The organism is Candidatus Poriferisocius sp., from assembly GCF_965214065.1.
GTDB lineage: Bacteria > Actinomycetota > Acidimicrobiia > Acidimicrobiales > Bin134 > Poriferisocius.
The window spans coordinates 1,219,134-1,239,754 of the sequence record NZ_CBDCAT010000028.1; the positions used below are offsets into that span (position 1 = coordinate 1,219,134).

15 protein-coding genes are annotated in these 20,621 nt (G+C 63.3%); 9 read left to right on the forward strand and 6 right to left on the reverse strand.

Going from position 1 to position 20,621, the window contains the following annotated elements:
- Positions 1–8: 8 nt before the first annotated feature.
- Positions 9–2,531 (forward strand): leucine-rich repeat domain-containing protein, encoded by a 2,523-nt coding sequence (locus ACOOGG_RS17105; protein ID WP_420437255.1) that lies wholly within the window; start codon positions 9–11, stop codon positions 2,529–2,531.
- 189 nt (positions 2,532–2,720) lie between these two features.
- Positions 2,721–2,864, forward strand: coding sequence for a hypothetical protein (locus ACOOGG_RS17110; protein ID WP_420437257.1), 144 nt, complete (start codon positions 2,721–2,723; stop codon positions 2,862–2,864).
- 2 nt (positions 2,865–2,866) lie between these two features.
- Here the strand turns inward: ACOOGG_RS17110 and uvrB are convergent, their stop codons facing one another.
- Together uvrB and ACOOGG_RS17120 are read right to left on the reverse strand one after the other, a co-directional pair.
- Positions 2,867–4,876: an excinuclease ABC subunit UvrB gene (uvrB, locus tag ACOOGG_RS17115; RefSeq protein ID WP_420437643.1), complete on the reverse strand. Its 2,010-nt coding sequence runs from the start codon at positions 4,874–4,876 to the stop codon at positions 2,867–2,869.
- 79 nt (positions 4,877–4,955) lie between these two features.
- On the reverse strand, positions 4,956–6,935 hold the full coding sequence (locus ACOOGG_RS17120; RefSeq protein ID WP_420437259.1) for an FAD-dependent oxidoreductase: 1,980 nt from the start codon (positions 6,933–6,935) through the stop codon (positions 4,956–4,958).
- An 80-nt stretch (positions 6,936–7,015) separates the two neighbouring features.
- Here ACOOGG_RS17120 and uvrA point away from each other — a divergent pair, with 80 nt between their 5' ends.
- A complete protein-coding gene (gene uvrA, locus ACOOGG_RS17125) occupies positions 7,016–9,874 on the forward strand; it encodes an excinuclease ABC subunit UvrA (RefSeq protein WP_420437261.1) in 2,859 nt (952 codons plus the stop codon).
- Positions 9,875–9,953: 79 nt separating this feature from the next.
- Positions 9,954–11,483: an alkaline phosphatase PhoX gene (locus tag ACOOGG_RS17130; RefSeq protein WP_420437263.1), complete on the forward strand. Its 1,530-nt coding sequence runs from the start codon at positions 9,954–9,956 to the stop codon at positions 11,481–11,483.
- Positions 11,484–11,513: 30 nt separating this feature from the next.
- On the opposite strand, the gene ACOOGG_RS17135 is transcribed toward ACOOGG_RS17130, so the two are convergent.
- Positions 11,514–11,969, reverse strand: a complete 456-nt coding sequence (locus ACOOGG_RS17135) for a VOC family protein (protein WP_420437265.1) — start codon at positions 11,967–11,969, stop codon at positions 11,514–11,516.
- 458 nt (positions 11,970–12,427) lie between these two features.
- Complete coding sequence (locus ACOOGG_RS17140; RefSeq protein ID WP_420437267.1) at positions 12,428–13,621, reverse strand: DUF222 domain-containing protein; 1,194 nt, start codon at positions 13,619–13,621, stop codon at positions 12,428–12,430.
- A gap of 125 nt (positions 13,622–13,746) precedes the next feature.
- Between ACOOGG_RS17140 and ACOOGG_RS17145 the strand changes: the two genes are divergently transcribed.
- Complete coding sequence (locus tag ACOOGG_RS17145; protein ID WP_420437269.1) at positions 13,747–13,926, forward strand: hypothetical protein; 180 nt, start codon at positions 13,747–13,749, stop codon at positions 13,924–13,926.
- Entirely contained in the window at positions 13,910–14,533 is a 624-nt protein-coding gene (locus ACOOGG_RS17150; protein WP_420437271.1) for a hypothetical protein, read from the forward strand. Before ACOOGG_RS17145 ends, ACOOGG_RS17150 begins: the two co-directional genes overlap by 17 nt.
- Before the next feature lie 65 nt (positions 14,534–14,598).
- Here ACOOGG_RS17150 and ACOOGG_RS17155 read toward each other — a convergent pair whose 3' ends face one another.
- A complete protein-coding gene (locus ACOOGG_RS17155) occupies positions 14,599–15,933 on the reverse strand; it encodes a hypothetical protein (protein WP_420437273.1) in 1,335 nt (444 codons plus the stop codon).
- 242 nt (positions 15,934–16,175) lie between these two features.
- Here ACOOGG_RS17155 and ACOOGG_RS17160 point away from each other — a divergent pair, with 242 nt between their 5' ends.
- From ACOOGG_RS17160 to ACOOGG_RS17170, 3 genes are all read left to right on the forward strand, one after another.
- A complete protein-coding gene (locus tag ACOOGG_RS17160) occupies positions 16,176–16,550 on the forward strand; it encodes a hypothetical protein (RefSeq protein WP_420437275.1) in 375 nt (124 codons plus the stop codon).
- Between the two features lie 67 nt (positions 16,551–16,617).
- Positions 16,618–18,162: an AMP-binding protein gene (locus tag ACOOGG_RS17165; protein ID WP_420437277.1), complete on the forward strand. Its 1,545-nt coding sequence runs from the start codon at positions 16,618–16,620 to the stop codon at positions 18,160–18,162.
- 66 nt (positions 18,163–18,228) lie between these two features.
- Positions 18,229–19,395 carry an aromatic ring-hydroxylating oxygenase subunit alpha gene (locus tag ACOOGG_RS17170; protein WP_420437279.1) on the forward strand — a complete coding sequence of 389 codons (1,167 nt, stop codon included), beginning with the start codon at positions 18,229–18,231 and terminating at the stop codon, positions 19,393–19,395.
- Here the strand turns inward: ACOOGG_RS17170 and nadA are convergent.
- Positions 19,392–20,486: a quinolinate synthase NadA gene (nadA, locus tag ACOOGG_RS17175; protein WP_420437281.1), complete on the reverse strand. Its 1,095-nt coding sequence runs from the start codon at positions 20,484–20,486 to the stop codon at positions 19,392–19,394. The genes ACOOGG_RS17170 and nadA overlap by 4 nt on opposite strands.
- Positions 20,487–20,621: the final 135 nt, after the last annotated feature.

Genomic DNA, 20,621 nt, shown 5'->3' on the forward strand with positions numbered 1-20,621 from the left:
CTGAACGGATGCAACACATCGGTCGCATCGCCTTTGCCCTGATCGCTGTTATCTCAATTGCGGCAACGCTCTTGGCCATGCCGGCCAGCGGGCAGGGGAACTCTGAGAACTCAGGCTCGGCAAGCGACCGCGATGCGCTGATTTCCCTATATGAGGCCACCGGCGGAGACTACTGGGATTACTCGAGCGGCTGGCTCGGTGACGGGCCGCTGGGCAGTTGGTACGGCGTCAGTACCGATGGAGATGGGCGGGTTACCGGCTTGTCCTTGGCGTCCAACGGTTTAGTGGGCGAGCTGCCAGCCGAGATCGGAAGCCTCGACAACCTGGAACACCTGAATCTGGGCAACAACGATCTGGTGGGCGAGCTGCCAGCCGAGCTTGGAGATCTGGCCAACCTTGTTAAGCTGGACCTACAGGACAATCGCCTGGAGCGCGCCATTCCCCCCGAATTCGCTGGATTGTCCAAGCTCACCGTTCTCGACCTCAAATACAACGGCCTGTGGGGGTCGATCCCTGCCGAACTCGGCCAGCTTTCGGAGCTTCGCACCTTGGATCTGCGGGGCAACGCGTTGTCAGGGTCGATTCCCGCTGAGTTCGGCGACCTGTACGAGTTGACCCATCTGATGCTGAGGTTCAACCGCTTGTCAGGTGATATCCCCGTAGAGCTGGGTAATCTCCAACGGCTTGAGTGGCTGGACTTCAGCAGTAACCGACTGTCGGGTGAGATCCCCTCAGAGATTGGCAATCTGACCCGCCTCACTTGGCTAGACCTAGCGGACAACGCCTTGTCGGGTGAGATCCCCGGAGAGCTGGCTGGTCTCAACAGACTGCGGCATCTCAGCCTGTCGGCGAACAACCTGACCGGGGAGTTCCCGGTGTGGACAGTGAAGCTCTCTGATCTGCGGCATCTCAGCCTGTCGTCGAACAACCTGACAGGCCCGATCACGCCCTGGATCGGAGCGCTCGGCCAATTGCGGACCTTGCGACTGGGGCACAACGAACTATCCGGGTCCATTCCGGCCACGCTGGGCATCCTGGGAAGCCTGAAAGTGCTTGGGTTGGAGGACAACGGCCTGTCAGGGGAGATACCCCCAGAGCTGGGCAGGTTGACGGACCTCAGGGAACTGGACCTCAGCAAGAACGGCTTGTCGGGAGAAATTCCTGCTGAATTGGGTTATCTGGTGGAATTAGCGCAGCTGTTCCTCCAAGACAACCGCTTGTCGGGAGAGATTCCCGCCGAGCTGGGCCATCTCGTCGAGATGGAGAACATCGACCTCAGCGAGAACTGGCTGTCGGGAACCATCCCCGAGGGCTTTTCCTCGATGCCCGGGCTCAAGAGCATGTTGCTCCACGACAACCTGCTGTCGGGAGATATTCCGGCGGGAATTGGCGATTTGGGCCGGCTGGGGGTGTTGGATCTGTCCAACAACCGGCTGACCGGTGAGATTCCAGCGGGAACCGGCAGTTTGGGACGGCTGGGGGTGTTGGATCTGTCCAACAACCGGCTGACCGGTGAGATTCCAGCGGCAATCGGCAAACTGTCGAGCCTCGAGTACCTGGACCTGCGCGGCAATCGGCTCTCGGGAGATATCCCCACCAGCCTCGCGGACCTCCAGACACTTACCCACCTGCTGCTGCGTGACAACCAGTTATCTGGGGAGATTCCCGCCCAGTTGGGCGCACTCACCAACCTCCGGTGGCTCGACCTGAGCATCAACTTATTGTCGGGGGAGATCCCAGAAGAGCTCGGCCGACTCGCCAATCTCCAAGCGCTGTATCTGAGCTACAACCGCCTGACCGGCAAGTTGCCTCCCGATCTGGGCAGGCTGGCGAACCTGAAGCATCTGATGATTCGCCGCAACCAGCTGGAGGGGGAGATACCTGCTGAATTGGGCCAACTGGCCAACCTGGAACGGCTCAACTTGTGGGCCAACCAGCTGTCGGGGGAGATTCCCGCCCAGTTGGGCAGTCTGACCAAACTCACAAGGCTGGACCTCGATAACAACGAACTGTCGGGAGAGGTTCCTGCCGAACTGGGCAACCTTTCCGACTTGCGTGAGCTGTGGCTGAACGGAAATCAGCTGAGCGGGGCGATTCCCGCCGAATTGGGCGCTCTCAGCAGGCTGACGCGCCTGTACCTCGACCGCAATCAATTGACTGGTGGGATTCCCGCCGAACTCGGTGGACTCATCAACCTCACGCGATTGTGGGTGTACGGCAATCAGCTGACAGGTGAGATTCCCTCCGAGCTCGGCAATCTCAGCGAGCTGACGCACTTGTATATCGGCGACAACATGCTGAGTGGGGAGATACCTTCCGAGTTGGGTGCTCTCGGCAAATTGACTCACTTGGATATCAGCGACAACCTGCTGACTGGGGAGATTCCCTCCGAGCTAGCTGCTCTCCACAAGTTCGAGTATCTGTACCTCAGCGGGAACCAACTGACCGGCTGTTTGCCCGCTGCCTGGGAGACGGCTGATTTCGCGGGTGATGATCTTCAGGCACTCGAGTTGGAGTTATGCCTGGAGTGAGCCCACCCCATGAGAAATTTTGACGTCGTGAACTTCGATGCGGAAGCGCCTGCTGGCTCGGTCTTTCGGGTCTATACCGTTCGGGTTCCCCGGATTAGGAATGCCCTTCGGGTCATTGGTGCTCTCCTTTTCGGATTCTTGGTAGGCGACCCAGCGACGGCCCCAGCTAGCCGGAGATTTCAGGTCCGTATGAAAGGATCCAACGAGATTCTCGACGACTTCGGCTGGTCGGAAGGCTTGGCCCTCAACCAAGACTTGAGCGAGTTGACCGCGGGCGAATTCGCCGAACGGTGGCTGTCCCAGGAGGATGACGCCGTCTTGGAAGAAGGCTGAGCTCAGGCCATCGCCCGCAGGTCGCGCTGCAAGTCTTTGATCTCGTCGCGCAGGCGGGCGGCATATTCGAACTTCAGGTCGGCGGCGGCCTCGTTCATCTCCTCGGTGAGGGTGTGGATGAGCCGCTCGATTCCCCCCGAGTCCAGGTCGATCACCTCGACGCTGCGCCGAGACCGGTCCATCGTGCGGGATCGCTGAGCGCTGCCGGGGATGGGCGCCCCGTCCTCGGCGGGGCGCAGCTCGGCCAGGATGTCGCTCACCGCTTTGCGAATGGTCTGGGGGTTGATCCCGTGCAGCTCGTTGTGGGCTTGCTGCAACCCCCTCCGCCGGTGGGTCTCCGAGATCGCCCTTTTCATGGAGTCGGTCACCATGTCGGCGTACATGACGACCTGGCCGTCCACGTTGCGGGCCGCCCGGCCGATGGTTTGGATCAGCGAGGTCTCACTGCGCAAGAACCCCTCTTTGTCAGCGTCGAGGATAGCAACCAGCGACACCTCGGGCAGGTCGAGGCCCTCCCGCAGCAGGTTGATGCCCACCAGCACGTCAAACTCCCCGAGCCGCAGGTCGCGCAGGATCTCGATCCGCTCGATGGTGTCCACCTCGCTGTGCAGGTAGCGGACCAACACTCCCAGCTCCAGCAGATACTCGGTGAGATCCTCGGCCATCTTCTTGGTGAGCGTGGTGACCAACACCCGCTGCTCCTGATCGATGCGGCCCTCGATGAGCTTCATCAAATCGTCGATCTGCCCCTTGGTGGGGCGCACCTGCACTTCGGGGTCCACCAGCCCGGTGGGGCGCACGATCTGCTCCACCACCTGATCGGACACGTTGAGCTCGTAGTCGCTGGGCGTGGCCGACAAGAACACGACCTGTCCCACCCGCTCCATGACCTCTTCGAACCGCAGCGGTCGGTTGTCGGCTGCCGATGGGAGCCGGAAGCCGTGCTCCACCAGGGTCAGCTTGCGGCTCCGGTCGCCCTCGAATTGGCCGTGGAGCTGAGGCACGGCCACATGCGACTCATCGATCACGGTGACGAAGTCGTCGGGGAAGTAGTCCAGGAGTGTGAAGGGCCGCTCGCCCGGAGCCCGGCCGTCGATGTGGCGGGAGTAGTTCTCGATGCCGTTGCAGAAGCCGATCTCCTGCATCATCTCCAGGTCATAGGTGGTTCGCATCCGCAGCCGCTGGGCCTCCAGCAACTTTCCCTCCTTGTCGAAGCAGGCCAGCCGCTCTTGGAGCTCGGCCTCAATGCCCTCGATGGCCCGCCGCATCCGCTCCTCGCCGGCCACATAGTGGGTGGCCGGGAACACCACAACCTCGCTCAGGGTGTCAAGCCGCTCACCGGTCACCGGGTCGACGGTGGTGATCTGCTCCACCTCGTCGCCAAATAGCTGGATGCGCACCACATATTCCTCGTAGGCGGGATGGACCTCGATCACGTCGCCCCGCACCCGGAACCGACCCCGCACCAGGTTGGCGTCGTTGCGCTCATATTGCATGTCCACCAGCCGACGAAGCAGATCCCGCTGGTCGTAGTTCTGGCCCACTCTGGAGATGCACAGGAGGTTCTCGTACTCCTCGGGCGCCCCCAACCCGTAAATGCACGACACCGACGCCACCACGATCACGTCGCGGCGGGTGAGCAGCGCCTCGGTGGTGGAGTGGCGCAGCCTGTCGATCTCATCGTTCACCGACGAGTCCTTCTCGATATAGGTGTCGGAGGTCGGCATGTAGGCCTCGGGCTGGTAGTAGTCGTAGTACGACACGAAGTACTCCACCCGATTGTCGGGAAAGAACTCCCTCATCTCGTTGGCCAACTGGGCCGCCAGCGACTTGTTGGGGGCCAGCACCAGCGTGGGCCGCTGCACTTGCTCAATGGTCCAGGCCACCGTGGCGCTCTTGCCCGACCCGGTGATGCCCAGCAAGGTCTGGAACCGGTCGCCCCGCCTCAATCCCTCAGAAAGCGCCGCAATCGCCTTAGGTTGATCTCCAGCGGGCTCGAACGACGACACCATCCGAAAGGCCGAGTCCCCCAAGCTGCTCACCGAACTGATGCTACCTACTGTGTTGGCTGTTAATGACTCTGGTGATCTCTCAGATTTCCCGGCCGACCCGGGCGCCGGCGTGGATGGCGGCCATGATGCTATTGGTGCCGTTCACGTCGCCCACTAGGTGCATGTTGAACCGCGGGGCGCCAGCCTTGCCAGGCATCTCTGCGCGAAGGTAGTCGGCCAGCTCGTTGTTGCAGTCGTGATAGCTGACGATTACCACGGTGTCGGCGTCGAAACTCCGCTCGGTGTAAGTGCCCAGGTCGCGGGCGATGACTACCTCTGGGGTGATCTCCCGTAGCGCGATCGTGGGGGTGAATGAGAACGGCCCGCTGAACAGCCGCTCCCGGCTGGCCTCCACAGTGGCAGCCGGATACAGGATCGTCGCCCCAAGCTGCTCGTGGCGGCTGAGGAAGGCGACCTCGGCCCCGGCGGCCATCAGTGCGTCGCACACCGAGATGGCCTCGAACGTGCCGGTGTCGTCGTATACCACTGCCCTTTGGCCGATGGCGGCCCGTCCGCCGAACCCCAGCACCTCCCAGCTCGTGTAGACGTGGGGCAGGTCGGCTCCGGGGATCGGGTTCGACGGAGCGGAGATCTGAAAGCCCCGACGAGGTGTGGTGCCGGTGGCGATGACCATCTCATCGGGCTGTTCCTCGGCCACCACATCGGGATCGACATGGGAGCGGAGCCGCACGGTCACCCCTAGGCGGTCGAGCTCGTCGGCCAAGAAAGCAGTGATCGCCCCCAGGTCGGAACGGGGCGGGACTGAGGCCGCCATCCGCACCTGCCCTCCCAGCTCGCCGGTCATCTCATAGAGCATCACCTCGTGGCCTCTAAGAGCAGCGGTGCGAGCTGCCTCCAAGCCGGCTGGTCCACCCCCAGCCACCAGCACCCGCTTGGGCTCGGCCACTCGGTCGATGGGCTCGAACGGCACCTTCGTCTCCTGGCCGGCCGCTGTATTGACCACGCAGCGCATCTTGCCGGCCACCATGAACCGGGCCACGCAGCCCACCGAGGTGCCGATACACGGCCGGATCTCGCTTTCCCGGCTGTCGCGGGCTTTGGCCACCAGGTCGGGGTCGGCGATCATCCCCCGCACGATGGACACCAAGTCGGCCACGCCGCTTTTGATCAGGTGCTCGGCGTGGTCAACGGTGGTGATGCGGCCGGTGACGATGGTGGGCACGTCCACCGCCTTGGTGACCACCTCGCTGGTAGGCACCTCATAACCCAGTCCCTCGTCGAGCGTTGACAGCAGCCGGTGGAAGCGCCAGTACGACGACAACGACACGTCCAGGAAGTCGATGTCAGGCTCCACCAGCTTGGCGATGGCGGCTGCCTCCTCGGGGTCGACCCCGCCCTCGATCTGGTCGTCGGCCGAGATGCGGAGGCCGACGGGGAAGCCTGGGCTGGTCTCGGCCCGGATGGCGACCAGGACCTCCCGCAAGAAGCGGGTGCGGTTCTCCAGGCTGCCCCCGTAGTGGTCGTCGCGCAGATTCGTGGCAGGGGACAGAAACTGGCCGATCAAATACCCGTGGGCGCCGTGGAGTTCCACCCCGTCGAGCCCGCCCTGCTCGCAGCGCCGGGCAGCGGCGGCGAACGCCCCCACCAGCTCGTCGATCATGGCGGTGGTCAGCGCCTGGGGAACCACGCCCACCATGGGGCTGGGAATAGGGCTGGGCGCCAGCGGCTGTTGGAAATTGCTGAGAGATCGCTGCTCGATGGCCGCCCCCCCGTGCCAAAGCTGCTGGAATACCCTGCCGCCCGCGGCGTGGAGGCGGGCCGCCATCTCGTCGTAGAACGGCAGCACTCGGTCGGTGTAAACCGGGATGTCGGTGGGTGAGGTGGGATGGACGCCGGCGATCTGGAGGATGGTGAGCGCCGCGCCCCCCTTGGCCCGGGCCTCGTGGTAGGCGATCAGTTCTTCGCCGACCGCGCCGGTGCTGTGGGCGGCCCGGACGATGCGGTTGGGCAGGGTGCAGCCGCCGATGTCAAGAGGCTGGAACACGTGGGGATAGGGCATGGGGCTGATCAGATCGCTTTTCTCCGGCTCTTTCCGTCTCTCCTGTCTCAGTTGCCAGCGCTGGCCGATAAGTTCACTGCGTGGCCGACGAGATCGTCATACATGGGGCGCGTGAGCACAACTTGCGCGACGTCCATCTGACGATACCCCGCGACAAGCTCATCGTATTCACCGGCATCTCCGGGTCTGGCAAGTCGTCGCTGGCCTTCGACACCATCTACGCCGAGGGCCAGCGCCGCTATGTCGAGTCGCTGTCGGCCTACGCCCGGCAGTTTCTCGGCCAGATGGACAAGCCCGACGTGGATTTCATCGACGGACTGTCCCCGGCCATCTCCATCGACCAGAAAAGCGCATCTCGCAATCCCCGCTCCACGGTAGGGACCATCACCGAGGTGTACGACTACTTGCGGCTCCTGTTCGCCCGCATCGGCATCCCCCATGACCCCGAGACGGGGGAGCGCCTGGTGCGCCAGACCCCCCAGCAGATCGTGGACCGGGTGATGGAGATGGACGAGGGAGTCCGATTCCAGGTGCTGGCCCCGGTGGTGCGGGGCCGCAAGGGCACCTACGACACGCTCTTGGCCGAGCTGGCCTCCGACGGGTTCGCCCGGGCCATTGTAGACGGCGACCTGATCGAGCTGGGCAACGGCATCGACGAACTGGACCTGGCCCGTTATGAGATGCACAGCATCTCGGTGGTGGTCGACCGGCTCATTATGCGAGAGGGCATCGAGCGCCGGCTCACCGAGTCGATGGAAACCGCGCTAGGGCTGGCTGAGGGCGTGGCCGAGCTCATGGTCATGCCCCAGGCCCCCGACTCTGACGAAGAACCCCAGACCATCACCTTCTCCCAGCACTTGTCCCGGCCTTCTGACGGCAAGTCGTTCGAGGAGCTCGCCCCCCGCAATTTCTCTTTCAACTCCCCGTATGGGGCGTGCTCGCACTGCGACGGGCTGGGATCGGTGTTCGAGGTTGACCCCCGGCTGGTGATCCCCGATCCCGACCTGAGCCTGGAGGACGGCGCCATCGCCCCATGGGCCAAGGGCCACAACCAGTACTTCAAGCGCCTAGTGGAGTCGGTGGCCGAGGACCGGGACATCCCCATGGACCAGCCGTGGGGGAGCCTGGATCGCCAGCACCACGACTTGCTGCTGTACGGCAAAGGCATCGCCAATGAGCGCACCGAGGTCCGCTTCAAGAACCGATACGGCCGGGTCCGCCGCTACAACGCCCGCTATGAGGGGGTCATCCCCTACCTCCAGCGCCGCCATAGCGAGTCGGATTCCGACGCGGTGCGGGCCCAGATCGAGGGCTATATGAGGGAGGTGCCCTGTTCGGGGTGCGATGGCGCCCGCCTCAACCCGCTGTCGCTGGCCGTCACTGTGGACGGCCGGACCATCGATGAGGTGTGCGGGCAGTCGATCCGGGATGCGGCTGCGGCCTTGGCCTCACTGGAGCTGTCGGAGCGAGATCAAGCCATCGCCGGGCAGGTGCTCAAGGAGATCAACGCTCGCCTCAAGTTCCTGCTCGACGTGGGGCTGGAGTACCTGACCCTGGGCCGCTCAGCCGGCACCCTCAGCGGGGGAGAGGCCCAGCGCATCCGTCTGGCATCGCAGATCGGCAGCGGCTTGGTGGGCGTGCTCTACGTGCTGGACGAGCCCTCCATCGGGCTGCACCAGAGGGATAACCGCCGCCTCATCGACACCCTGGAGCGGATGCGCGACCTGGGCAACACCGTTTTGGTGGTGGAGCACGACGAGGAGACCGTGCGGGTGGCCGACTACGTGGTGGACATCGGCCCCGGCGCCGGCGAGCACGGCGGTACCGTGGTCCACTCCGGGCCGGTGGCCGCCCTGCTGAAGAACAAGAAGTCGCTCACCGGCCAGTACCTGTCGGGCCGCAAGTCGATCCCGGTGCCCGAAGCTCGCCGGAATCCCGGCGACGACTGGCTCACCATCCGGGGTGCCCGGGAGCACAACCTCGCCGACATCGACGTCGACATCCCGCTGGGCTGCTTCGTGACCGTCACCGGGGTGTCGGGGTCGGGCAAGTCCACCCTGGTAAACGACATCTTGTACCGGTCGCTGATGCAGCGCATCTACAAGTCGAAGATCCCGCCCGGACTGCACAAGGGCATCGACGGCACCGAGGCCCTCGATAAGGTGATCAACATCGACCAGCAGCCCATCGGCCGCACCCCCCGGTCGAACCCGGCCACTTACACCAGCGTTTTCGACCACATCCGCAAGCTGTTCGCCCAGACGCCTGAGTCCCGGGTGCGGGGCTACATGCCCGGTCGGTTCTCCTTCAACGTCAAGGGCGGCCGGTGCGAGGCCTGCTCGGGCGACGGCACCATCAAGATCGAGATGCACTTTCTGCCCGACGTTTACGTGCCCTGCGAGGTGTGCAAAGGGGCCCGCTACAACCGCGACACCCTCGACATCGAGTTCAAGGGCCGCACCATCTCCGAGGTGCTGGACATGTCATGCGCCGATGCCCTGGAGTTCTTCGGCAACCAGCCGGCCATCACCCGCCACATGCAGACCCTGGTGGACGTGGGCCTCGGCTACATCCGTTTGGGCCAGCCCGCCCCCACCCTGTCGGGAGGCGAGGCCCAGCGGGTGAAGCTGGCCTCCGAGCTGGCCAAGCGCTCTACCGGCCACACCATCTACATCCTCGACGAGCCCACCACCGGTCTCCACTTCGACGACGTCCGCAAGCTGCTTGTTGTGCTCAGCCGCCTGGTGGAGCAGGGCAACACCGTGTTGGTGATCGAGCACAACCTGGATGTGATCAAAACGGCCGACTGGATTGTGGACCTCGGCCCCGAAGGCGGCGACAACGGCGGCACCGTCGTCGCCGAAGGCCCCCCAGAACTCGTTGCCCGCTCCGACCACAGCTATACCGGCAAGTTCCTCCGCCCCGTGCTGGGCATCTGAAAGCGGCTCCGACCGCCCTTGACGGTGCCCAAGTGTGGGTACAAGAGCAGCCATCAAACCAAATGGGTATGGTGAGCCCATGGATCGCCGCAGCTTCTTGCGCGGTGCCGTTGTCGCTGCTGGCGGCACGGTCGCTGTGCCCTTGGTGGGAAGTGCAGTAGGCGCCCAGCCCGGGTCTGGCCCCTACGGCAGCCTGAATGGCATCGAACCCGACGAGAACGGAATCCTCCTTCCCCCTGGGTTCACTTCCCGGATCGTGGCAATAGCCGGCGAGCCGGTGGGGGACAGCGACTACCGATGGCGCGTCTACCCCGATGGGGCGGCCGTGTTCGATGACGGAGAGGGCGGCTGGTACCACACGGTCAACAGCGAGGTGTTCCTCCCCGGGTTTGCCGGTGTCTCGGCCATCCACTACGGCCCCGAAGGGGAGATCCTCGATGCCTACCAACTTTTGGAGGGCAGCAACTCCAATTGCGGTGGCGGGCCGACCCCATGGGGCACCTTCCTGTCGGGCGAGGAGGACTTCAACGGCTACGGGGTGATCTGGGAGTGCGACCCCACCGGCGCCACACCGTCGGTGTCGCGTCCGGCGATGGGGATCTTCACCCACGAGGCGGCCGCGGTAGATCCCGACCGCCAGCAGGTGTATATGACCGAAGACCAATTCGACGGCCTCTTCTACCGGTTCACCCCCGCCAACTACCCCGATCTGAGCGAGGGCCTGCTCGAGGCCGCCCGCGTCGACGAAGACGGCACGGTCAGCTGGATAGAAGTGCCCGACCCCTCGGCCACCGAAACGCTCACCCGCCAACAGCTGCCAGGTGAGGCGACAGCATTCTTGGGCGGCGAGGGCATTTGGTATCACAACGATGTCGTGTTCTGGTCGACCAAGTTCGACAACATCATCCACGCCATCAACACCGCCGACCAGACTTATAGCCGGGTCTACGAGGCCGACCCGGCCATGGTTTCGGAGGGCACCGCAATCCTCTCAGGAGTCGACAACCTCACCGTGGACGCAGGCAGCGGCGACGTGTACGTGGCTGAAGACGGCGGCAACATGGAAATCGTCATCATCACCCCCGAAGGCGAAGTCGCCCCGTTCCTGCGCATCCTGGACCAGGATGGGTCAGAGATAACCGGCCCAGTCTTCAACCCCCGGCGCGACCGCCTCTACTTCTCCAGCCAGCGCGGTCCGGCTCTCAACAATGCGGAAGAAGTCCTCCCCGATTCGGAGATAACCGGGAAGTCCACTGGCGTCACCTACGAGGTGACCGGCCCCTTCCGCGGCATCGTGCCAGAGCCAGAGCCAACCCCCACGGCGGCTCCAACGGTGGTCGCAACCCCAACCCCAACGACTGCCCCGACGCCAACCCCAACCCCGGCGCCCACGGCTGCCCCAACCCCTGCGCCAACGCCCACCCCCACCAGGGCTGCGACCCCCGCCCCGACTCCCGCGCCAACCGAGACCATCGCCGCCGCAGCCAGCACCGGCAAGAACGGCGGCGGAGGGGGGAACGCCGGAATCTTCGTCGGCGTGGGGGTGGCGGCAGCAGCTGCGGTGGCCGCCGCACTTGTGACGGTCCGACGAAGGCGCGCAGCCGAGTAGCCAGTACCGACTAGCCCGGTCCTTCCGCTTCTACTGAAACAGGGCCGAAGGCTCGCCGAATATCACGTTCCCGGGGTCGAAATCGGGATTGGCCACCAGCACCTCGCACTCCATCCGGTCGGGGTCCCGGAAGAACATGCTGAGCTTCCGCCCGAACACCGTGACGATCCCATCAGTAGCACCAGATGCCATCAACCGGTTCCTGATCTCCGAGAACTCCTCCAAGCTGGCCGCCAAGAACCCAATGTGGTCGATCCGCCCCCGGCCATACATAGGCGTCTGGGTGTCGGCCTCGGCATTCCCCTCGATCTCGAACACGTTCAGCTCGCAGTCCGGCCCGATGTTGATAATCGACATCCGGGGCCCGCCCGGAAACTCCGGCCCGTCAAACTCAATCGTGGCCCCAAAGCTCTCCACATAGAACCGCTGAAGCCGATCCGAGTCCTTCGTGATGGTGGCGACATGATCAATCCCCGCCGTCAGCATTCTCGAAACCTTCCGCGTGGGCACAAACTGTCCCATGGCGTCATGTTAAATGGTCCGAAGGAGGGCGCAGCGGGAATGCGGCACGGCCCCATCGCTGCCAAGTGAGCCACCCTGCGATACTGAGAACGAAGACGGGGACGACAATTCCTAGATAGGCAGGGGAGCTCCACTCAAACCACTGGCGCAAGAAAACCATCAAGAAACAAATGATGAACGTCGACAGAAACGCGGCTAGCGCCTCGCGGGGGGTGCGGTAGCGAACGGTCCACCAATCCTCTTTTCCCTGTGGCTTGGTCATTGAGGAAAGCATGCCATTTCGGTGTTGCTCCTGGTAGTCAAGGCCACCAATCAGTTTTCAAGGTGCGATTTCCGGTTTGGAGCCAGCAGCTATGCAGAATCTTGGGATTCATTGAAATACTGGGCCGCGGGCATTGCCGGGATGCCCTGCAATCGGTTTCTCAGCTGAGAAGAATCGGGTTGCACTGGGATGGTCGGTATGAGTCGACTCCGGTGTCGGGGAAAGGGTCAGGCGGAGGCTCGACGTTGAAGCGCATGGATTCGGGATCTTGGGTGACTTCCCAGTGCTCGTCATGAATGTTGTGGTGGCACTTGTTGCACACCAACACCAGGTTGGGCATGTCGGTCGGCCCGCCGTTGTTCCAGAACCGGACATGGTGGGCGAAGCATCGGTGGGCGCTGGTCCCGCAGCCGATGCATTCCTTGTCTCGGTAGATCAAAGCGGCACGCTGTAGGTCAGAAGCCGTGCGTCGCTTGCGTCCGAGGTTCATCTCCTGGGTAGCGGCTCGGAACACGCCCGGCAGGAGGTCGGCCTCACAGGCCAGCCGAATCAGTTCAGCCGTCGGAATCGGGGTGCCGTCGGCCAGGCGGGCGTTGACCAGCTCTTGGTTGATCACGTCGTAGTCGGCCACCACCATCAAAGCGGTCCCCTTGGCTTTGCCCTTGCCGGGCTCAAGGATCAGTTCGGCCAGCGCGTCGGCCATGCGCTGTCGTGGAGTACGGCGAGCTCTGGGATCCTCCGCGTTCCACAGTTCGCGTTCTTTGGCTGCCAGAACCGTGTCGATGCGAGCGCCGGTCATTGGGTCGAACTCGCCTGAGAGCACAAACATCCCGGACTCTCGGCTGAGGAATGCCTTGGCCGAGCGCTTCTGCCTCTGGTGGTCCAAGATCGACTGGCCGTCGTCTTCTGACATCTCCTGTTGATTTCGGCGCACTGTCTTGGCGAATTTGTCAAAGGACTCCCGCTTGGCGGCCTCGGTCAGCACAGCCTCATCAATCGGGCCCTCCGAAGCTGCACGAGCAATCAATCGAGCATGACCCGGAGGGATCAAACCCGTCTCCAGCGCCGCCGAGGTTGCCGGCAGTTCCGCAAATTGGGTCGAGGTTTTCACATCCCGTGAGGCTTCCCGCCGAGAGGATTGGAGTTCATCACGCAAGACCCGCTCGGCGGCTTCCTCGCCGTGCTGCTCCCGCTCCGCCCTGATAAGACGGGATTTCCATCCGGCCAACTGCGCCTCAACCCGCCCCACCGAAACCAATGCAACCCGCCGCTCGGCCCCCGACATCTCCGTCGGGTCCGTCTCCGGCACCTCCACAGTGACCTCAAACTCCCTGGTCAAAGCCTCATCAGCCATAAATGGAACTATATCCACCACCTGTGACAGCTTGTCTTGACTCATCTACACTTGCCCGTCAGCACGCCTACCCGATGGCACAACAGTCAGCGCCCAGACTCTCGGGCTGATAGTCCTAACAGCAGATGACCGCTTCGTCTGAATACCTCAACCCAGAGGCGCGTGCCCGCATGGCGATCGACGAGCAGCTGGCAGAGTGCGGTTGGGAGGTGCAGGACTACCAGCACGCTGCGGTGGCCGCCGCCAGGGGAGTGGCGGTGAGGGAGGTGCCCACTGAGGCTGGACCGGTTGGGAGAGCAGATTGAAGCCCAATACGACAAGACCCTTACGGAACTCGGATCAGCCGACGACATGCTCGGAGTGGTATTCCGCAAGGCCCGCGGAGCGAGATCGACTCGGCCCGGTCGACATGCCGGACTCGCCCAACAAGCAGTACACGGACGCCGTGAACATCAACTGCCGGCACTTCGACTAGCGGAAGCAATGCTGAAAGTCGTCGCCCTGACCGCGTTCTGCGAACTGGCCAATGAGACTCCCGGCCAGGGTGGGGGAACCACTCTGCATTTCGACTTCACCGAGTACGCCATGTTGGACGACGGACGCCGAATCCTGTTGCGCTGCGACCGCGGCCTCTCATCCGGGCCGCTCACCATAGTCAACATGCTCACCGGCAAATACGCCGTCCCCGAGATTGACCCGTGGCTGTACGAAACCACTGAAAGCCTAGAACGCAGCGTGCTCGCAGCCCTCGAATACGACACCCCCGAAGAACAGGAACGGGAGGTTGCCAGCCGACTGCTCGCCAAGGGGATCACCGTCAACCCGGAAACAGCTTGCACGGCTGCGTGGCAGGTGGAATTCGGAAAGAGCGTGCGGCTCCTGGTTGCAGGCAAGCGAGGGCCTGGGGCCTAACCCCTTTGATGCCGAAGTCGCTGACATCCGTACCCCTGTAGACCTCTAGTTCCTAGTCGGGGGAGTTAGAAGAACAGCCTGGCGTATTCCTCGAACGTTCGGAGCCAGCTGAGATGCCAGCTTCCGTCCACTTCGGTGACCACGACGAAAACCTCGTTGAAGCCGTCGGGCAGGGAGTCCTCGGGCAGGCATTCATTGAAAGTGGAGGTCTCCGAAGGTTGTGAGGCATCGGTGAATGTGGCGGAGCCCCAGAGGCACAGTCCCTGCCATTCGACCTCGACTTCCACGCCCACCGGACCTGTGCCTCCTATGTCTTGGGCAGCGGCATCGTCGATGTCTACGAGCACGTCCCCAGAGAGTCGCCCAGATGTGAAGTGCAGCGTGGCCGTGCCACCACTTTGCATGGCCTCTGCTATATCGACTTCCAGTGAGAGCGTCCCCGTCACGCGGATGGCGGAGAGAATGTCCGTCTGGTCTTCGATGGCATGGTCGGAGATGCCTTCCAGACTTTCAGAGAGCGCGTCTTCGAGCCTGTCTTCCAACGCCCGATAGGCAGGCAGGTAGTCGATCAGCGCTCCGAGCTCGTTGGGCGGGATGAGCGCGGCGCCAGCATCGCCGTACCGCTCATAATCGTTGGAGGTCAAAGCATCCCAGTGGGCCTGCACGGGCAGAGCGTTCACTCGGTCCACGATGTCCTCGATCACAGCGGACGGGGAATCGGCGCCTGGCGAGGCGGCTTCCCGAGAGCGCGAGTAGTCGGCTTCGGGCAGGTCCAGGATTATGCGCCCGTATTCGGCTGCCGTATAGGTCGGGCTCACGTACCATCCGCCGCCGTTTTTCACGGTCATCAGGAACATCTCGGCGGGAGGGGTCAGGCGGAGCCATGACGTGTCGGCGGCCTTGTTGATGTCCTCGATCATCTCAACCATGTCTCCGTGCATCTGCTCTACGGAGATCGCTGTTTCCTGTGGATTGCCGTCTTCCTCGTAGCCGACGGTGAGCGTCCCGCTGGTGACCGACACCTTGGCCACGTCTTCGTGAAGCTCTTCGGCGTCCATCTCCATGTCGGATGCGCTCAATCTGATGCTGCTAAGGAATCCGAGTATCTCGTCCTCGATGCCTTCCCCGTCGCTTTGGGCGGTGTCCATGACCACGCCGACAGCAGCCGTGAGCTCCGACGGAGCAACCGCTACCACCCTGGCCATCAGACCTTGGTCTGTGTCTTCTCCGAGGAACCGCGACACAGCATCTTCGGGAGTGTCCGAGCCGCCCCGGTCGAACACATCTGTGAATAACGCGGCGGCCACCAGCAAAAGCCCCGCTCCTGCCAAGATGACGGTTATGAAGATGCCTAACGTCTTCACGCTCTCGTTATTCGGCTTCTCACCATTATCGGGCACACGGGCAGGCTAACTGTGCACTGCCCTTAGCTGGTGTCGCCCAAGCTCTTTCGTCGCGGTCTCCGCGGGCGAAAGTGTTTCTCTGGTGAGACAACTTGCGGGTCTAATCTGCTCATCAAGTATGTCGTTCTCCCAGCTGGGCTATTGACTTATAGAATAATATCTGTAATATCAGTAAATCTCAAAGACTATCGCACCCCGTGATCAGGGCGCCCAGGAAATTTGCACAACGAGGAAAGCTGATGATGGGCACGGGCCTGATGGTGGCGTCGTACGGGTCTATCGGGTTGATGATGTTCAATCTGGGGTTGTTGTACCCGTTCTTGAGGAACAAGTGGTACCGGCGGAAGTTGAAGAAGGTGCGGGCCGTTGGTCCAGACGGAACGGTGGTCACCAAGGACGACATCCGACACGAGCTCATGCGGGATCCGGTGGCTAGCGACCTGTTTGCCAGCGACGACACGCCTGAGGATGTGGCCCGCTACCTGTTCCTGGAGGCTGAGCGGCGGGCGATGCTGCGCAAGTGCAACCGGCTTGATGACGACGAGAACGACTTCTTCGCCCCTCCCAGGCGCGGTGGCCCCGACCCCGGGTTCCGGGGCTGCAACGAGATGTAGGAAGACTGCTTCAAGTACGGGCCACTACTCTCCCTCTGGCAGTTGACCAAGGGGGAGTACCCACCACATGTATCCGGGGAAGCACGCCCAAACCATGCCGGACAAGGCGGCGCAGATCATGGCCGCAACGGGGGAGGTCACCACCTACCGCGAGTTGGATGAGGCGGCCAACCGGCTGGCCCAGCTGCTGTATAACCGGGGGTTGCGGGAGGGCGACCACATCTCGATCCTGGCCGAGAACCATCCCCGTTACTACGAGGTCTACTGGGCGGCGGTGACCTCGGGGCTCTACTTCACAACCATCAACCGCTACCTCTCACCCGAGGAGGCGGCCTATCTGGTGAACGACAGCGGCTCGACCATGCTGATCACCACCGCAGCCATGGCCAGCACCGCCGAACAACTGCTCGATCTGATACCCGATTGCCATCACAAGCTGATGATCGACAGCGTCGCCGACGGCTTCGAGTCATACGAAGAAGCAGTGGCCTCCATGCCCGCTGAGCCCCTGGCCCGCCTGCCCAAAGGGGAGGTGATGTTGTACTCGTCGGGTACCACCGGAAAGCCCAAGGGAATCCTGAGACCCCTGACCGGCGTCGAGGTGCACGACGCCAGCATTTCGGGCATCGGCATGCTTGAGCAACTCCTATTGGGAATGGGCGAAGACTCGGTGTACCTAACCCCGGCGCCGCTGTACCACTCGGCCCCGCTCCTGTTCAGCGCTGGTGTACACGAGCTTGGCGGCACGCTGGTGATCATGGACCGTTTCGACGCCGAGCGCTTCTTGGCCTGTGTCGAGCAGTACTCGGTGACCGACACCCAGATGGTGCCCACCATGTTCATCCGCTTGCTCAAGCTGCCTGAAGAGGTCCGCAACCGCTACGACCTGTCATCGCTGAAGATGGCGGTCCACGCTGCTGCACCCTGTCCGGTGGCGGTCAAGGAGCAGATGATCGAGTGGTGGGGCCCGATCGTCCACGAGTACTACGCCGCCACCGAGGGCAACGGGCTGTGCTTCATCGGCGCTGAAGATTGGCTCAGCCACAAGGGGTCGGTGGGCAAGGCGGTGGTGGGGGTGCCCCACATCTGCGACGACGACGGCCGCGAGGTGGGGCCAGGACAGCCGGGGATCGTCTACTTCGAGCAGGAATCAACAACCTTCCAGTATCACGACGACGCCGAGAAGACGAAGGACTCCCGCCATCGCCAGCACGACAACTGGTCCACGGTAGGCGACGTCGGATACCTCGATGAGGAGGGCTATCTTTACCTCACCGACCGGGCCACGTTCATGATCATCAGCGGCGGGGTCAACATCTACCCCCAGGAGATCGAGGCCTGCTTCGCGCTGCACCCCGAGGTGGCCGACGTGGCGGTGTTCGGCCTGCCCGACGACGAGATGGGGGAGTACGTCCACGCCGTAGTGCAGCTCGAGGACGGAATCGAGCCGTCCGAATCCCTAGCCGAGGAGCTGCGCAGCTACGCCCGCCAGCGCCTTGCCGGCTACAAGGTGCCCCGGGTGGTGGACTTCCGGTCCGATTTCCCCCGTCTGCCCACCGGCAAGCTCTACAAGAAGCCCCTGCGCGAGGAATACCTGGCCTGCCAGCCGTAGAGAAGGGCCGCAACAGCCGCCCAGTCTGGTTCCAAATCAGATTTCCCCACTGGGTAGGGTTGACTGATGGCCTACACCGACGACGCGATACGGGACTTGACCCGCCGGGTCTTCGATCTGTGGCAGGACAACACCACCGATCTGGCCCCCGACGTGATGCGCCAGCCGGTCGAGGCCTACTCAGACCAAGACCGGTTCGAATTCGAGTCCGACCGAATCTTCAAGCATCTGCCCCTCGCGCTGGCCCTCGGGTCAGAGCTCCCCGGCCCCGACACCTACAAGGCCATGGACGTCATGGGCGTTCCGGTGTTGCTCACTCGAGGGGCCGACGGCGCGGCCCGGGCATTTCTGAACGTCTGCCGCCATCGGGGTTCGCCGCTATGCGAGCCCGGGTCGGGGTCGGCTCAACGGCTGAGCTGTCCCTACCACGCCTGGTCCTACGACACCGCCGGCGACCTGGTGGGCATGTTCGGCGCCCACACCTTCGGCGACGTCGATCGGGACCACCTCTCGCTCACCCCGCTGGCCTGTGCCGAGAAGGCCGGCTTCGTGTTCGCCTGCCTTACCCCCGGCGTCACCTTCGACATCGACACCTTTCTGGGCGACTTCGCCCCCTACGTCGCCGCCCTCGACCTCGACCAGTGGCACATCTTCGAGCAGCGAACCCTCGACGGTCCCGGCTGGAAGGTGGCATGGGACGGATATCTGGAGGGCTACCACCAGGAGCGGCTCCACCCCAAGACCGTCGGGCTGAACACCATCGGCAATCTCATGGCCCACGATACCTGGGGTCCCCACCAGCGCATCGTGTTCGGCCGCAAGTCGCTGCCCAAGCTGGTCGACCAAGCCGAGGACGAGTGGAACCTCGATGAGCACATCCGCCTGATCCACTCGATCTTCCCCAACGTATCCATCTCCGGGATCCTGGGCGACTTCTGCCTGCTGAGCCAGCTGTTTCCGGGCCCGACCGTCGACACCAGCCTCACCATCCAGACGGTGCTGTGCCGCCACGAGCCGTCCTCTGATGAGGAGCGGAAAATAGCCGAGCAGTTCAGCGCCCTAGTGCTGCAAGCCGTACGAGACGAGGACTACTGGGTGGGCTTCCAGATCCAAAATGCCCTCAAGAGCGGGGCCACCGCCGAGGTGCTTTTCGGGCGCAACGAGCCGAGCTTGCAGCATTACCACCACGCGGTGGAGCGCTACGCCGAGCTGAGCGTGGAGCGAGAGAACTAGGTAATACTCAGCATCCGGTCGAGGGCGATGCGGGCATCATCCGCAATTTCGGGATCCACAGTGATGCGGTTTCGGATCTTGCCCTCTGCCAGTCCCTCCAGCGTCCAGGCCAGGTGGGCGGCGTCGATGCGGAACATGGTCGAGCACGGGCAGATCAGCGGGTCAAGCGACACCACCGCCTTGTCCGGGGTCTCGTCGTTCAGCCGGTTCACGAGGTGGATCTCGGTGCCCACCCCGATCACCGAGCCAGCCGGTGCCGCGGCCACCGCTTTGATGATGTAGTCGGTGGAGCCCACCTGATCGGCCAGGGCGCAAACCTCCCGACTGCACTCGGGGTGGACCACCACAATCCCGTCGGGGTGCTCGGCCCGGAAGGCGGCCACATGGTCGGGCTGGAACCGCTGGTGCACCGAGCAGTGTCCCCTCCACAGCAACAGCACCGACTCCTTGCACTGGGCCTCGGTTAGCCCGCCCAGGTCGAAGCGGGGATTCCACACCGCCATGTTGCTCTCGTCGTAGCCCATGTCGAACCCGGTATTGCGCCCTAAGTGCTGGTCGGGGAAGAACAGCACCTGGTCGCCTCGCTCCAGCGCCCAGTCGAGCACCGCCTGGGCGTTGGACGACGTGCAAACCGCACCGCCGTGGCGGGCCACGAAAGCCTTCAGGTTGGCGGCCGAGTTCATGTAGGTGATGGGCACCACTCGGTCGATGTCGGTCACTCGGTCCAGCTCCTCCCAGGCCTCTTCCACCTGATCAATGTCGGCCATGTCGGCCATGGAGCAGCCCGCATTCAAATCCGGGAGCACCACCTGTTGGTGGTCGCCGGTCAAGATGTCGGCCGACTCGGCCATGAAGTGGACGCCGCAAAACACGATGTACTCGGCCTCGGGGCGCTGCTGGGCCAGCACCGACAAGCGGAAGGAGTCCCCCCGGGCATCAGCCCACGCCATGACCTCGTCGCGTTGGTAGTGGTGCCCGAGAATGAACAGCCGGTCGCCCAGAGTCTTCTTGGCGTCGCCAATCCAGGCCGCCAACTGCTCGGACGATGCCGTTGTGTACCGCTCAGGAAGCGGTCGCTGCAGGCGCAACATTTTATTGAGAACCTCCGTGAGGTAGGAGAACTCCAATTAGCGGCCGGTGGGGACAGCCAGGTCGCCTCGCCACGGGGATGTCGGCCTCAGAGTTAGATATGTCGCCGGATACCTGGCCGGCGTGGATAGAAATCA